Consider the following 15,556-nt stretch of genomic DNA (forward strand, 5'->3'; position numbering starts at 1 on the left):
TGTTTAAGCGTCTCACCAGTAGCAATAGAAACACGCTAAATTGGCCATGCGGAATGGTGCATTGTTTCTTTTAAAGTTAATAGTAAGACAATATAAGCGGTTTGTCTTATAGTATACTTTTTAACACTATGTAAAATAAAAGTGCGTACTTTTATTGTTGTTATATACGTTGTATACTTGCAATTGTTCAGCGAGAGGACAGGATATCCCTTATTGCTGGCAGGTACAGATAATGCACTATAAGGATAATATTACTGCAAAAGTATTATTTCCCTTTGGAGATATTATCACTTTACTACAAAAAAAAATTATAGGAGTGAATATAGATGGAATTACAATTAGCATTAGATTTAGTCAATATCCCAGAAGCAATTGAGTTAGTTAAAGAAGTGGAGGAGCACATTGATATCGTTGAAATCGGTACACCGGTTGTAATCAATGAAGGTCTTCATGCTGTAAAAGAAGTTAAAAAAGCATTCCCTAACTTAAAGGTATTAGCAGATTTAAAAATCATGGATGCAGCTGGTTATGAAGTAATGAAAGCTTCTGAAGCAGGTGCCGATATCGTCACAATTCTTGGAACGGCTGAAGATATGTCAATCAAAGGTGCTGTTGAAGAAGCGAAAAAACAAGGTAAAAAAATCCTTGTTGATATGATTGCTGTAAAAGACCTTGCTGGACGTGCAAAAGAAGTGGACGCTATGGGCGTTGATTATATTTGTGTTCATACTGGCTATGATCTTCAAGCAGTTGGAAAGAACTCTTTTGAAGATTTACAAACCATCAAAGGTGTTGTAAAAAATGCTAAAACTGCAATCGCAGGTGGTATTAAGTTAGACACACTTCCAGAAGTCATCAAAGTACAACCAGACCTTGTCATTGTAGGTGGCGGGATTACTGGACAAGCTGATAAAAAAGCTGCGGCTGCCAAAATGCAACAAATGATTAATCAACGGTAATTCAGATCATGAATACAACTCAATACCTAGCAGAAATCATAAAAGAGTTAAATCGCTCCGTAGATTTAATTTCGAATGATGAAGCTGAAAAATTAGTTAATGGGATTCTTGAATTAAAAAAAATCTTTGTTGCTGGCGCAGGTAGATCTGGATTCATGGCCAAATCATTCGCCATGCGAATGATGCACATGGGGATAAATGCCTATGTGATTGGCGAAACAGTAACCCCTAACTTTGAAAAAGATGACATCTTAATCATTGGATCAGGTTCAGGAGAAACGAAAGGTTTAGTTTCCATGGCTGAGAAAGCAAAAAGCATTGGTGGGACGATTGCAGCTGTAACCATTTTCCCTGAGTCCACTATTGGACAATTGGCGGATATCACAATTAAGTTGCCTGGCTCACCTAAAGATCAGTCGGAGAGTGATTTTAAGACGATTCAACCAATGGGCTCATTATTTGAGCAAACACTTTTACTATTTTACGACGCTGTGATTCTTCGGTTCATGGAGAAAAAAGGTTTGAATACCAATAAAATGTACGGTAGACACGCCAACTTAGAATAAATATATTATTCCTCGAGTTATAAATAGGAAAGACCGCAAGCAGTTTCCATGCAAGATTGTGGTCTTTCTGTTAGAATGAACTACTTCAATTTGTAATAATTTTAGGAGTGATAAAATGATTTCTTTAAATGGAAAAACTGCAATAGTTACTGGCGCAGGAAGAGGCATAGGACGTGCTACTGCTATCGCCTTAGCAAAAGAAGGCGTTCATTTAGGCCTAATCGGCTTAAATATGTCTAATCTAGAAAAGGTAGCTGCTGAACTAGCACAATTTGATGTAAAGGTTTCTGCAGCAACAGCAGATGTGACCGATCTTGAATCCGTTACCCATGCTGTTGAACATATCAAATCAGACTTAGGCCCCATTGATATCCTAATCAACAATGCGGGTGTTGCTAAATTTGGCGGGTTCCTTGATCTAACACCAGAAGAATGGGAAAAAATCATCCAAGTCAATTTAATGGGTGTGTATAATGTAACAAGAGCAGTTTTACCAGGAATGATCGAAAGAAAATCAGGAGATATCATCAATATCTCTTCATCTGCTGGCCAAAAAGGTGCTCCTGTTACAAGTGCTTACAGTGCTTCTAAATTCGCTGTTTTAGGACTAACAGAATCACTTATGCTAGAAGTAAGAAAACATAATGTCCGTGTTACTGCTTTAACACCAAGTACGGTCGTTACAGATTTAGCCATTGATACAAATCTTGTTAAAGGCAATGAAGAAAACGTGATGCACCCAGAAGACCTTGCAGAATTAGTCGTGGCTAGTTTAAAATTTAATCCAAGAGTATTCGTTAAAACAGCTGGATTATGGTCAACAAATCCATCATAAAACGAAGCAGATCCAGTGGGGTCTGCTTCTTTAATTCGTACAAAATACTCTTATATGTATCAGTGATACAAGGACATTACTTTCTCTAAATCAACAATTAACTGGTTAACTTCATTCTGTGCTAAGCGTACAAGCATTTGATCGTATAAAGTAATAATTTGTCCATCCTCTTCATGCTGATGTTTTTTTAAATAATGATAAATATTATTTAACTGGTCTTCATTAAGGACCGACTCTGTTTCGAAATTCTTAACTTTCTGTAAGGAAAATTCATTGATAGTCGAATCAAATTCACCTGCAATAATGTTCCCTTTCACGAACATCCTCTCACTCCTCAAAGTCAGTATAGGATAGTTTTCCCACATAATATGTTAAATAAATCTTTACTCCTCAAATTTAAAGAATATGAGGGCTTTTCAAATGTTTGATTTATACCTAACATCAAAGATTAAAGGCTTCTTGCAACTTATAAAATAGAGATTATTTTAATTATAACGTTGTGACCAAAAGGCGGATTTTTTACTTTTTTTAAACTTAAAACCCCTCTTATAACTTCATAGAAATCCCTCAAAGACCCTTATATATCAAGGTTGGCGGGACTGCGTGGGAATCGAACCCACCTGACCTGGCACGCAGGTCACAAGCGGTTTTGAAGACAGCTGAGAACACCAGTACCAATTTGCAGCTCCCACCATAATGGCTTTATATCATCGTTTCAAATATATACTTGCACAGTCTTATGGATGCCGAAGGGTAAGAAGAGGTAGTTAAATCTACTACATATGTCGAATCACTTTGGAACCAATATGAACAAATTCATATAATACCTTTTTCAGTCTTTTCTCAACATAATAAAAACAACAATTTAACTATTTATCTATGTAAACACGCATTAAATCCCCATCTTGTAACAAAATTAGGCACGCTCCAAATGTTACGTTTATTCCTTTTTGCTAGGTTCTCATCTTTCTTAAGTTGATCTAGATATTAATAGGGGGGATCCAAAATATATCCTACTCGAGCGTATCCTTCTTTTAGAAGGGTTTCTTGAATCAATTTTCCATCTACATAAACATAGGCTAACAGCCGTCCAAATGAATCCCTCGTGTTTCCCTGTTCCAATTCCATTGTTAACATACCACGCTTCACAAGCTCGTTATTCCTAAAGAAAGCTTCCTTTGCATAGGGCTGGATACATGTATTTGGGTTCTTAGACTCCGGAGTATCTCATAGTAAATACCGAACTGTTTCAACCTTGCTTTTTACTCTTATTTTTATCGTATCACCATCTATGATATCGATTAAAGTAATCGGTACTTGGTTCGTTGATAGAACAAGCCCTTCTCCTCTCATTTATTCACTTCTTTGATTCTCCGTAACCTTATCGCTTGTCCCCTGTGAAGTTACTTCTTTCTGTGATGGTGGTGAATAGAATGCTAGACAGGCAGCTGCTGCGATCATCACGATTCCACCCTTACCGTATCCACTTCTCACCCTCACCACTCCCGTTTAAAATATCCAGCTATCGCCGGAAAACTTTCGAATCCCTTCTTCATGTCACGAAATGAAAACACTTCTTTGCCTCTAACAAGCTGGAAATCGAGTGGATATTCGTGGCAGTTCCATGGGCTTTGATGTAAAGTTTCTTCAAAGTAATGAATCGCCTCATGCGTACTGCCAGCAAAAATAAACACAAAATCCTTCTCGTTCATTTTCAATGAGTAGATGTTAATCCGATGAAAACCTAGGAAATTGTTATGGATCATTTGCGCTACTTTTTGATGATCTGCTTGTTCTAAGTCAATATGGTCTATGTCATCCTCTAATGAAATTTTCTTCTCTGTTAGTAAATGGTGGAGGTAGTGGGCCAATGCAGATTCTTCATAAACGAGACTATCCTGGTAAACTTCTTTGACAAGCATGTGAATACACCTCTATTTCCCATTTTTTAGCTTACTAGGCTTACTGGCTCATTCAATTTTCTTCCTGGGTAAGACTCTGTTCCTTTTTGTCTTCAATCCTTCCTAATTTCTCGTGGTAATCGACTGCGACGAATCCTACTGGACCATTACGGTTTTTCGAGACGATGATTTCAAGTGAATGGTTGTCCGTTTCCTTGTTATAGTACGCATCACGATATAAGAACATGATGACATCGGCATCCTGTTCCACGCTACCGGATTCCCGAATATCCGACATTAACGGTCGTTTATTCCCTCTAGATTCCACCGACCGATTTAACTGTGCCAAACAAATAACGGGACAATGAAACTCCTTCGCCATCGTTTTGAGAGATTTGGATATTTCCGTTACCTGTAAATGGGTATTCCCACCGTACAATTGACCAGCATTTATTAATGTTAAGTAATCAATGAAAACGATCGGCTTCTTGTCTGGAAATTGATGAATCATTTTTCGTATTTTCGCTCTTATCTCGGCAATCGTTTGACCAGCCCCATCAAAAATTTGGATATGCGTTTTACAAAGATCCTGTATCACATCGGGCCATATATCCTTTTGTTCTTCTGTTAACATTCTTTTTGGATCGCGCATTTTTGACCGGTTAAAACACCCTGTAGAAGCCATTAATCGGTTGGTAATCAGCTTTTCAGGCATTTCTAAGGAAAAGACAAGCGGCAAGTATCCGGCCCACCCCGACGTTTTGGCAAAATGCAGCATGACGTCGGTTTTTCCCATCGATGGTCTTGCTGCTACGATCGTCACTTCCCCATCTTGAAAGCCACCCGTCATTTCATCGAGCTCTTTAATACCGGTTGTGGCACTGATCACTGCTGCTACATCTTGCCAAGGCGCCTCATAAATATCCGACAGTGCTTGGTGTAATGGTGTGTGGTCATCCATCCTCGCTTGGTTAATTTTATCCAATTCTGACATGACCTTGGCAATCTCCCAATCATTTATCGCTGCAATGGTTAAGATGCGCCTCTTTTCCCGCTCTTTCCACTGATCGAGAATGAGTTTTTCAACCCCGTCAAATTTCTCCAGATCTGCATGTGCTAACAGCTCTGAAAGGTAGGACATTCCCCCAAATGACTCGAGATCAGGTAAGGTCGTCAAGGCGATCAAATCAATATTTTTACCCGCTCGGCTAAACTCGATCATTCTCCGCATTAATTCTTGATGCCGCGTACTTTCCAGCTGTTCCGGTTGAATAGTCGTGTCTTTAAGTAAATACTCTGCCTTCATTAAGCTCCCTAAGAACGCTTTTTCCGGTATACACATAAATCTTCACCTGCCGATAAGTCTAGTACAAATTTTCCTGGAATCGCACTTCCGATATGAGAGGACTCCGTTGATTGCCTTTGCTTCGATATCGTCTTTGGGGTTTCCAGATACGAATCTATTTCTTCAATCGTTAGTAAGGATTCATTTTCCCAGTTTTTCAATATCCCTAGTACATAGCTCAGTCTTCGTTTGTTATTCGCACAGGCTATATTCAAGGCTTTTAAGACCACAGCTTTCGGCTGTAAAAAGCTAGAATCATCTAACCAAGCTAACAGCTGCTCCTTCGCATTCATATTTGAAAATCCAAATCCATTGTTGTCCCAAAACTCAATCATTTCTTTCACATCTTCAGCGGTATGATTCGACACTCTGTCTGGATGATTCTCTATATTTGGATAAACAGCTTCTTGTTGTTTTTCTTTTTTATTTTCTTTTTGTTTTTCTTTTTGTCCCCGTATCGTCTCACGAGTCGTGTACGTATCGTCCAAGTTCTTACTTGTAGTTTCAAAATATGTATTCGCTTCAGCTAAGTTAATAGACTCATTCAACTTACTTTGATCACAAAAAGAGTCAAAAAGATCTCGAATTTCTTTTTTTTCTATGGTTTCGGAAACATATTGAATCAGTGTGGAATCCTCCACTTCTTTTAATTCGGATTCAATACAATCCATAACCGGTTTCCCTCCTTTTTGCAGGTTATATTTCCCCCAGTTTTTGATTGCCAGTTCTCTTGTTTCTGTGTTGTACTGAATCATCTTGTGATGCTCGATGAATCGTTCCACCAACGAATGAACGCTCTCAATCGAATAGCCCATATCAAAGGCGATTTGTTTTTTCGTGATTTTATAGATACCAATTTGAGTTGTAGCTGGATTTGTCAGCAAATAGAGGTAAAAATATTTATCCTCCGGGGTCATCTCTTCTGAAACAATCGGATTCTTCCAAAAATCTGTCCGCACCATTCTGTATTTTGCCATCACTAAATCACTGCCCTTTCTTCAAAAAATTCTTTCCGATTTCTATATAGAAGTTAAGGAAGAAAAAGGTCAGGTTTTTTATCAAAAAATGTGAAGGATTTATGACAATAAAGAGTATTTAAATGTTGATACTGTCCACAAATTTTTAAGTGAAGAATCCTTCTGGGCACAGGGACGGCCGCTGGAAATTAAACAATTCCCTGGGTGTTGAAATCTCCAAGGAACTTAAATTGAGTAAATCTATTTTAGCTGGGTAGTATATGTTTAGGATGATGTGTTTCAGCATTCACAAATTCCCTATTCATAGACAAGGAAGTGTAGAGAATACATGAATCAGAATGACGAACGCGATAATTTCCAAGAAAATATAGAAGAAAATAGTAATAACCAAGCTGATAGTCAAGTTAATCAAGGCACCAGTGACTTGGGTGAAGCAGTAGGAGCAGGGACTTTGACTGATGCCATTGCTGGGGCTATGATCGGTTCTCAATTTGGACTAGTTGGTACGGTTGTAGGCGGTGTTTCAGGCGGTGTTATTGGTAATCAGATGGTGGAAGGGGATGAACTAGATAACCATACAGCTTCTAAAAACCGTGAAGAGAGCAAAGATTAATTAAACCCTTAAGCCGTAAAGAAAGGTTTTGAAAGAGCCCTAAAAGTAAATGCTTATACATTTTAATAAAAATAATGTTTCCTTTAAAATTTTTCATAGTATTCTTAAAGAAAAAAGTGCTGAACCTTTGTCGAAACGACTAGTGTTTAGCACTTTTTAAATATTTGTTTGTCCTGGCGATTATTTATAAATAACTAAATAACAGTCTCGATAAACAACCTCATCAATAATAATCATCGATTTATATAGAATGTTTAGTATCTTTGCATCCTTATTCTCATTTAACCTAATGTTCAATTCCTCTGAATCCTCTATTACTTCCACTTGAATGGCTGAAGCATTTGCATTACTAACATTCATCAAATTCCTCCAAATCGTTACTTTACAAACCATTCATAAAAAAACCCCTAATGAAAGAATTTCATCTTGGGGAATAGATCAGCGAGTCATGTATGTGATTTTATTGGAGTTTTATTATCTATTAGAATTAATTACTGCTTTGGTGCTTTTTTCAACGAAATTTAGTAGCATATTTTGATTGTGTTTTACTAGCTTCACATATTCATTCGTCACTTTTTGCAAGCCTTTACGACCTTCGCGTGAGTAGTGAACCAATGTTTCGCTCGATTCTTGGACCTTGTCTTCTACTCGTTCGATAAGGTCAACTGTAAATTTGATTGGAGTTGAAGCCAATTGTTCTAAACGTGCAGAAACTTCGTCCGCTTTGTTTGTAAGATTTTCTGTATTTGGATTCAAAACGTTCATTTCAGCAAAACGGCTGGAAACTCCTTTAATGATTTCCCTATTACTCGTTCTTGCTCCTATATAAAAATCAGCGATTGAATTTCTATATTGTCTATTAAACTTAATCACATCTTTTACAGTCTTAAGATAGACATCTTCACTACGATTGTGGAAGTTTCTTGCTCCATTCAATAGTTGCTCGTATTGGTTCCAAAGTGATTCGACATAGGTAGAAGATTGAACTGCCTCTTCTTGAACTTCGGCATTCAGTGGTGTTTCGGTTTCTTCAACTTGAGTAGATACAATTACTTCCTCATGTTGTTCAGCTTCCTTTTGCACTTTAACTACTTGTCCTTTTTTGTTTTTCTTTGTCGTGGTTGAATTCATTTTTATTCCTCCTCATTTTTACAATCATTTCTCAATGGTATCCTGTTTTTCAATTGAATATGTAGTAAAAACTTAGCTGCATTTTGCCAACTTATATTTTCCTATTAAACATATATGTATTTTACACCTATAGGTCGAATTATGTCAATCACTGATTTTTTTGATAATTTAAACACGACTACTGTTGATAACTATGGAATATTTTTTTTTGCTAGCGATATGGATTTCTTAGGGCCTCACATATTGAAAAAAGCGAATGTTACTCCCAAATAAATGGAGGGTAACATTCGCTTTTAATAATTATATTTTCTTTTTTGGATAAAATTTCTGTTGCTATTTCTTTTCCTTCCTATCTAATAAATCTTGAATGGTAAATTCATTCAATTCCTCTTGAAAACATCTTTCTGCTTTTTCAATAATTTGAGAAATAAAATATTCTACTCCAGTAGAAGGAACTGTATAAAATGGAGTAGGTGATGTATCACCTAGTGCTTGATAAACATCTTTTATTGTTATTTCTTCAGGTAAAGTATTGATACTATATCCCCCGTATCTACCACCATGGGATTTCACATATTCGGATTTTGCAAGTCTTGAAAGGATCTTTCGAATAAAGGTTGGGTCTTCGCCCAATTGTTCTGCTATTATATGACTTTTTAACATGCTCTTTGTGGAGGCAAGTAAAACGAGCGTTCTTAATGCGACATGAAACCACTTAGGTCCTAAATCACCGGCTTGAATGATTAATTGCATGAAACGTCTCCCCTTAAAGAAGGTATAATTTTCAGAATATTATATTGACTATTATACCATATCTCATCTATAATTTAATTGTGATGATTTTATCACAATTAAACTACTTAGAATACACTTCATTCTTGAAAACGATTTACAAAAGGAGTGTTATAATGAAGAACCGTGTCAATCCAGAGCTATTATCCGGATTAGAAATGTTTCAAGATCTCGACTTACGCCCAGAGTATTTACCGGCAATGAGAGAAGGCGCAACACAAATGAGACCACCTTTCGTGGTTGATGAATCTCTGACATTAACGGATGAAATCATCGTTGGACCTGATGCTAATCCATTACCCTTAAGAATTTATCGTCCAAAATTAAGTAATGAATGCTTACCTGTCCTGTTATGGATACATGGTGGTGGTTATATTTTGGGGTCAATTGATGATAATGATGATCTTTGTATGAGATTTGTAAAAGAAGCCAACTGTGTTGTCGTTTCTGTAGATTATCGTTTAGCTCCCGAGCATCCTTATCCAGCGCCAATTGAAGATTGTTATTCAGCTTTAAAATGGATCGCAGACAATGCAGAATCATTAAACATTGATGCAAATCGTATTGGTGTTGCAGGCGCTAGTGCAGGCGGCGGACTAACCGCAGCATTGACTTTATTGGCCCGCGATCGTCAATATCCGTCCCTTTGTTTTCAAATGCCGCTTTATCCCATGATTGATGACCGAAATAATACACCTTCAACGAATGAAATTAAAGAAGGATTTGTTTGGAATCAGAAGACTAATGAAGCTGGCTGGAAAATGTATTTAGGAGAATTATCTGGCACGGATCATATTCCTGCCTACGCAGCCCCTGCTCGCGCAGAGGATTATCGTGATTTACCCTACACCTATACATGTGTGGGACAATTAGACCCCTTTCGCGATGAAACATTAACCTATGTAATGAAACTTGCGCAAGCTGGAGTTGATGTCGAATTTCATTTATATCCAGGCTGTTATCATGGCTTTGAAGGAATTAATCCAAATGCCGACATATCGGTTCGCGCTGTGAACGAATATATACAAGCCGTAAAAAAAGGTTTTGAAAGAGTCGCAAAAGTAAAAGCTTAAACCTTTTTATTACAGATACATTTTAATAAAATATAGCTTCCTTTATAATTTTTCATATTATTGTAAAAGAAAAAAAGTGCTAATCATTTGTCACAGAGACTAGTGATCAGCACTTTTTTAATTATCTGGCAACAGAACTAATTCCTGAAATACCTTTGTTCTCATCGTTTCTGTTTTAGTAATTACTATAGTGGGTAGCTCTCTTGAAAAGTTCTATTTGCTTGAATGAGTTCGGCAGCCACTTCTGGACCGATATCTATATCTCAAACCCATTAACAAACTGTTTAAACTCATGTAACCTCCATTCTCCAGCTTTTAGTTTATCTAATGCTTCGTACAATGGTGTAAAATCCAATATTTTTGATTCTGGCATTAATTCTGTCTCTTGTAAGATTTGTAGAATTTGTAGTGTAAGCACTCTGTGTATTGGCATTTCTAACATAAGTCTTTCAATTAAATGAGGTGTTTTAAAGATATGAAACATCAATGCTTCCACCACTACTTCTTGCATATATATCGGCATTGATGGTAGTGCATCTAAGGCGATTTCATAAAATTGTGGTGACAATAAGGTTAGTTGATTTCTCCAAATATCAACATCTTTAATGACTTCAGGTTCAAAAAAGCTCATCATCCGCCAATGATCCGATGATGTTGCTTGTTTAATAAAAAATTTCAATAATTCCCGTTTTGTGTGTGTACTAAATGGTGGTTGGAGAAACATTTTTACCTTTTCTACATTTCCTTCTATATAATAGAATTCTACCATCTTCATTAAATTCGAAGGATGATTGCGGTCTGGTACTTGTGAAGCTATTTGTTCAATCCTTTCCGGTGTTTGTTCTTTCTCATAATGTCTGATAGAATTCCAATAAAAATCTTTTTTATATTCTTCGGGAATCTCTTCATACAATTCAGAAATGGATTTAGAACAATCGGCATCCTTCCATCGCTTCTTTAAACTTGATTCCATTTGTATCTGCTGAGTCGCAAAGATTAATCGAATATCTTGCCAGTATTTAAAACCCTCTAAACATTTGCGATGTAATCTTTTCGCATCGCTCTCATTACCTATTTTTTTATAATATAAAGCTAATTCTAAGTATTGATCTTTTCTTTGCTTCTGTGTAATTTTCTTTTCAATCGCAATGAGTATATTTTTTTCCTGTTGCAGTAGATGATTCTCCCGACAAAAAGATGCGAATATTAAAGAATTTTCAACCATCACATCAATAGATATATGATAATCTTGGCTTAGAAAATGATTCTTAATCATATTATCTACTTCAGGTTCCCCCGATTGAGCCGCACAACGTAGAATTAGAATCATTAACTCCTCAAAAAAATCATTACTATAGGGTAGAAATTCCCGCGGATCCATCCTTAAAACTAATTGTATGGCCGGATCGAATTGCTTTTTTTCCAGCAAACGCATAATTATTTGACGATATGCATTCCCCTGCAGTCCAAAGTTTATCTCATGAATCCATTCGAAATTGAAATCCATCTTCCCGTTATAAAAATCTACATCCTTCACCTGTAATAAAATTTCATCATTCTCAGCATTAGTAAATAGTTCTGCAACTGTTGATAGCTCTTCAATCATTTCCTCCATTACTGACTGATTATGACCAGCTTGATCAGCGAATTTTTCCAAAAGGACCATTTCTTTATTATCTTGTAATTGTATTCTTAAATAAGCTTGATGAAAGGCTGTTTTATTTCCATTTTTTATTGATTCGATTGCTATTATTTTATATATCTCTTCTCGAATGTACAGCCGCTTACCTTTACATGCGATTTCAAGAGCTAGTTGAACTTGATCTGTCTTGAACAAATGCTGAACAACGCTTGTATAGATAGGAATTTGCTCTTCGTATTGCTTTATTAGTTGTAATAGCGCCTGGGTATTTCCAGATTTTGCATAACCCTCTGCCAACGCCATACATAGTGTAGTAAGGGCGTAATATTCTATATCTTTGGATAATATTAATTTTATTAACTCTTCGTCGCCCTCATCACTGCAAACCCTTAATATTCTTGCTATCTCTGAATCATTATTAAAAATGGTTTTCAAATTTTTGATGGTTTGAATCGCAATTTGCCGAATACGTTTTACCTGTTTTTCATCTTTTGCTTTCCCATAAATATAAGACAAATATTCAATCTTTTTATCGAATTTAGTGGATGGAGATGCTATAAGTTCTAGGGTCCGTTCGAAATCACCGTGCTCTATTTCAGTTAATATAAATTTACTTTCGATGAATAGATTCTTATACTGACCTAATAATTCTTTAAAAAGATCATAATTTAACTGATATATTAAAGGAATTATATCCTTTGATTCAATCAAATCACCATGAAACACTTGTTTTATTTGTTTGATGTTTAATTTTCTTACTTGTTCTTCAACCATTTCTTGATCTATTTTTTTCATATTCACTAAATAATTTAGCTTATGGTAAATACTTTTGGATTGTTCTATTAATGAAGCAGCCTGATCATATTCACCTAATTTTATATAACAGGGTACAAATTGAACATGAGCTTTAAACTGATTGATAAATGTTTTTGCTCGATCCTTAAATCCCAATTCTAATAAACGGTTAAAGATCTTTTCTGAACTGGAAAAATTAATCCCGTTGCAATTGAATAGGTCCACGATAATCAGTTCAACTTCAAATGAGAAATCATAGTATTCAAGCAGGTTTTCTTCAGAGTTCCAGCTTATATGTTTGAAAACAGGAGTAATATCCATTTTACGTGCTTTTAATGTATGACAAATCTGTAATGCGATGATGGTTGGAATTTGAGTATTTAATTTTAGGTGATGGTTATTCTGCTCCAAATGATTCAAAACAGTAAAAATTACTTCCTCATTATCTTCTTTACCATAATGGTCTAGTAAGAATAAGTAGGTAATACATTTTTCAAAATCTGTAAAATGTTTAATCCGATCTAGCCAAACCTCAAGAGAGAACTTATTCAAAGAATTTGAAGAAATAAATTTATTTTTTAAAATTTGCAACTGGACAAATTTATAAGCTTGAAACGCATCGATTGAAAGGGATGCATAACCGGTTTTTTTCGCTAGCATTTGTGCTAATTGACAAAGCTGGACACTCGCATCAAAGCGGTTAGTTTGCTCTATTTGCTTTCTTATAAATGAACGGTCCTTAACAACCGCTTGCATGGTTTCTTTCTCTACTTTTTCAAACAGATGTGTTGCTGTATGCTCAAGCACATAACTTAAAGCCCCATCAGAAAGATTTTCCCATCTTCCGCTAAGTGCTAATAATTTAGTTACTGCTCCTTCAACTTCTCTAGGATAATGGCTATTAAAAAAGTCACGGAAGCTTTCATGGAAAATTTGATATCGCCCATTACCTTCCATTTCTTCCAATAAAACTTCGCCCACTTTATGAAACAATTTTTGTGCTTTTAAAGGAGATATATTAAAGATAGCCGTTATCAGTGATCCATCAACATAATCTTTTGCTGCAACGATGAGTGCAAGTAAATCAAATACTTCATCAACATCATCAAAAGCTGCAAAACGCTTTAACATTTTTTTATATAAGCCATCCAGCTTTTCTGGAATTTGTTCTATTGTTTCTAAGGTTACAGAAGAAGTTTCAAACGCCTCACATAACAAACGTACATATAACGGGTTCCCATCAGATTTTTTTAATATTAGGTTCTCAAAATACTCATCTTTCCCAAATATTTGGTATTTGTCTGTAACATTGTACAGTAGTGCCCGAATTTCATTTGACGATAGTTTCTCTAGTACCACCGGATCCTGCTTACATTCTAATCCTCGTTCTTTTTGTAGGACATCATCATCCGGACGACCAGTATAAATGATTAACACATGATCGTATGCTTGTGTCATGAGATGTTCTAACAAGCCTGTCTCGCGGCCTTCGTCTAATCCATCAACTAAAATAACCAGCTTTTGCTTATTTAAGTTTAAAGAAATTTGTTGTAATGTTTTATGAAGGCATTTTTTCTTTTCCGATAAAGACCCTGCAGGTCTTATTTCTACAAAAGGAAACGCTAAAGCAAGTTTTTCAAGCAATGTATCAAAGAAATAACTAGGGTCAGCAAATATCGTATTGCGTCTTACGAAGTACTCAATGGTTACGACATCACGTTTGTCCTTTTGGTCCTGTTCAAATCGTATTTCATTTAAGAGTTTTGCCATTAAAGCAGATTTTCCAATGCCTGGATGACCATATACAAAGGCATATCCTTTTGATTCGTTTGTAATAAACTTCTTCAACTGTTGTATTTCATCTATACGGCCGTAAAAATACTCCGAAAGTTGTTGGATAAGTGCTTTAAAATCTTCATTCTCTGCCATTTTCCACTCATTGATTCGAATTTTTTCATTAAACTCTTTAAAGGATGAATCATCCGTTAGGTGGTAAGCATGTGGATATTCTAGTAACGAAATTTGTTGTTGATTATATTTTTTTAAATCGTTTAAGAAAAAATATTGAACAGCACTTTGCTTTATTTGCTTATAAAACATGATTGGACTTAAATTGATCTCATCTTTTTGACCTTGAAGATAGACATAATAAGGCGATAAATTACGACCTTCCGTTGTACGTTCTATATTTTCCAAAGAAATATATTGACCCAATTCATCGACAACCACGATTTCATATTGTTGAAATAACGGATGATCTAGTAATCTATGTAATAACGGTGTGTACTGTTTAATATGCTTTTCACATTTTTCAGGAGCCGCAGTAGCACCATGAGCATAGTAATTTCGGAAAGCAACGATATCCATCAATTCCGTTTTTTCCTCATCTTCTTGCTTCTTACTTATTAGATCGTCAAAAATATCGAATAGCTCAATATAGTCATCAACCAAAAACGGTGTACAAAATTGATGTTTGTTTTGTTTGAAGTAGCTTCTTAATTTCGTTACTTGTTTTGAACGTAATTCATTGCGTAAAGCATACTTTGTCCCATCAAAATCATAATAAATTTCTAAGGTTTTCGCTTGATTGTTGTCTAAGGACTTCTTGAATTCTTCCATCTCTTCAATGGTTAGTACTGGAGAAATCACCAACTCTTTCATGATTTCTCTACTGATAAATTGCCACATCCCTAAAGATGGTGTAATTAACCCATGTGCCAACAGTGCTTTAATGCGATCAGTAAATATATTTCGCTTCAAGTATTCTGCAATAATGTAGGCTGCGTGTGTTTTAATAATGGTTTCAAATAAATCGATTAAACGGTGAACTTTTACAAAAGGTGTATTTTCATCTTCAAACCTTTTAAGAACAGCGTTAATCTGAGGGTGTTTTGTTTTCATTAAAAATAATTCCTCCATTGATAGTA

15 protein-coding genes, 1 tRNA gene and 1 pseudogene are annotated in these 15,556 nt (G+C 35.7%); 5 read left to right on the forward strand and 12 right to left on the reverse strand.

The window, feature by feature from the left end; all coding sequences use genetic code 11:
- Positions 1-326 precede the first annotated feature (326 nt).
- From hxlA to ACWM35_RS10290, 3 genes are all read left to right on the forward strand, one after another.
- On the forward strand, positions 327-959 hold the full coding sequence (gene hxlA, locus ACWM35_RS10280; RefSeq protein ID WP_454817959.1) for a 3-hexulose-6-phosphate synthase: 633 nt from the start codon (positions 327-329) through the stop codon (positions 957-959).
- 8 nt (positions 960-967) lie between these two features.
- Positions 968-1,525, forward strand: coding sequence for a 6-phospho-3-hexuloisomerase (hxlB, locus tag ACWM35_RS10285; RefSeq protein ID WP_454817961.1), 558 nt, complete (start codon positions 968-970; stop codon positions 1,523-1,525).
- Positions 1,526-1,640: 115 nt separating this feature from the next.
- Positions 1,641-2,360 carry a 3-ketoacyl-ACP reductase gene (locus ACWM35_RS10290; RefSeq protein WP_026566628.1) on the forward strand — a complete coding sequence of 240 codons (720 nt, stop codon included), beginning with the start codon at positions 1,641-1,643 and terminating at the stop codon, positions 2,358-2,360.
- 59 nt (positions 2,361-2,419) lie between these two features.
- On the opposite strand, the gene ACWM35_RS10295 is transcribed toward ACWM35_RS10290, so the two are convergent.
- The 8 genes and pseudogenes from ACWM35_RS10295 to ACWM35_RS10330 all read right to left on the reverse strand — a co-directional run bounded on the left by ACWM35_RS10295 (position 2,420) and on the right by ACWM35_RS10330 (position 6,583).
- On the reverse strand, positions 2,420-2,683 hold the full coding sequence (locus ACWM35_RS10295; RefSeq protein ID WP_026566627.1) for a hypothetical protein: 264 nt from the start codon (positions 2,681-2,683) through the stop codon (positions 2,420-2,422).
- A gap of 268 nt (positions 2,684-2,951) precedes the next feature.
- A tRNA-Sec gene (locus ACWM35_RS10300) sits at positions 2,952-3,050 on the reverse strand.
- Positions 3,051-3,347: 297 nt separating this feature from the next.
- A pseudogene (locus ACWM35_RS10305) lies at positions 3,348-3,575 on the reverse strand (thermonuclease family protein); the annotation flags it as partial.
- Positions 3,576-3,587: 12 nt separating this feature from the next.
- Complete coding sequence (locus tag ACWM35_RS10310; RefSeq protein WP_454817963.1) at positions 3,588-3,713, reverse strand: hypothetical protein; 126 nt, start codon at positions 3,711-3,713, stop codon at positions 3,588-3,590.
- On the reverse strand, positions 3,714-3,854 hold the full coding sequence (locus ACWM35_RS10315) for a hypothetical protein (protein WP_454817965.1): 141 nt from the start codon (positions 3,852-3,854) through the stop codon (positions 3,714-3,716). It lies immediately after the preceding gene.
- 2 nt (positions 3,855-3,856) lie between these two features.
- Complete coding sequence (locus ACWM35_RS10320) at positions 3,857-4,282, reverse strand: hypothetical protein (RefSeq protein ID WP_454817967.1); 426 nt, start codon at positions 4,280-4,282, stop codon at positions 3,857-3,859.
- A 52-nt stretch (positions 4,283-4,334) separates the two neighbouring features.
- Positions 4,335-5,603: a DnaB-like helicase C-terminal domain-containing protein gene (locus ACWM35_RS10325; RefSeq protein ID WP_454817969.1), complete on the reverse strand. Its 1,269-nt coding sequence runs from the start codon at positions 5,601-5,603 to the stop codon at positions 4,335-4,337.
- Positions 5,576-6,583, reverse strand: a complete 1,008-nt coding sequence (locus ACWM35_RS10330; RefSeq protein ID WP_454817971.1) for a DnaD domain protein — start codon at positions 6,581-6,583, stop codon at positions 5,576-5,578. Before ACWM35_RS10330 ends, ACWM35_RS10325 begins: the two co-directional genes overlap by 28 nt.
- 328 nt (positions 6,584-6,911) lie before the next feature.
- Here ACWM35_RS10330 and ACWM35_RS10335 point away from each other — a divergent pair, with 328 nt between their 5' ends.
- Entirely contained in the window at positions 6,912-7,196 is a 285-nt protein-coding gene (locus ACWM35_RS10335) for a hypothetical protein (RefSeq protein ID WP_454817973.1), read from the forward strand.
- Positions 7,197-7,376: 180 nt separating this feature from the next.
- Here ACWM35_RS10335 and ACWM35_RS10340 read toward each other — a convergent pair whose 3' ends face one another.
- From ACWM35_RS10340 to ACWM35_RS10350, 3 genes are all read right to left on the reverse strand, one after another.
- A complete protein-coding gene (locus tag ACWM35_RS10340; protein WP_454817975.1) occupies positions 7,377-7,556 on the reverse strand; it encodes a hypothetical protein in 180 nt (59 codons plus the stop codon).
- Between the two features lie 114 nt (positions 7,557-7,670).
- The gene (locus ACWM35_RS10345; RefSeq protein ID WP_454817977.1) at positions 7,671-8,327 is read right to left on the reverse strand and encodes a hypothetical protein; all 657 of its coding nucleotides are present in this window, start codon (positions 8,325-8,327) and stop codon (positions 7,671-7,673) included.
- Positions 8,328-8,660: 333 nt separating this feature from the next.
- Positions 8,661-9,080 (reverse strand): Rrf2 family transcriptional regulator, encoded by a 420-nt coding sequence (locus ACWM35_RS10350; RefSeq protein ID WP_454817979.1) that lies wholly within the window; start codon positions 9,078-9,080, stop codon positions 8,661-8,663.
- A 155-nt stretch (positions 9,081-9,235) separates the two neighbouring features.
- Between ACWM35_RS10350 and ACWM35_RS10355 the strand changes: the two genes are divergently transcribed.
- Positions 9,236-10,192: an alpha/beta hydrolase gene (locus ACWM35_RS10355; RefSeq protein WP_454817981.1), complete on the forward strand. Its 957-nt coding sequence runs from the start codon at positions 9,236-9,238 to the stop codon at positions 10,190-10,192.
- A gap of 256 nt (positions 10,193-10,448) precedes the next feature.
- Here the strand turns inward: ACWM35_RS10355 and ACWM35_RS10360 are convergent, their stop codons facing one another.
- Positions 10,449-15,530, reverse strand: a complete 5,082-nt coding sequence (locus tag ACWM35_RS10360) for an AAA family ATPase (RefSeq protein ID WP_454817983.1) — start codon at positions 15,528-15,530, stop codon at positions 10,449-10,451.
- Positions 15,531-15,556 lie beyond the last annotated feature (26 nt).

The sequence above is a fragment of the Neobacillus sp. K501 genome (assembly GCF_053749995.1).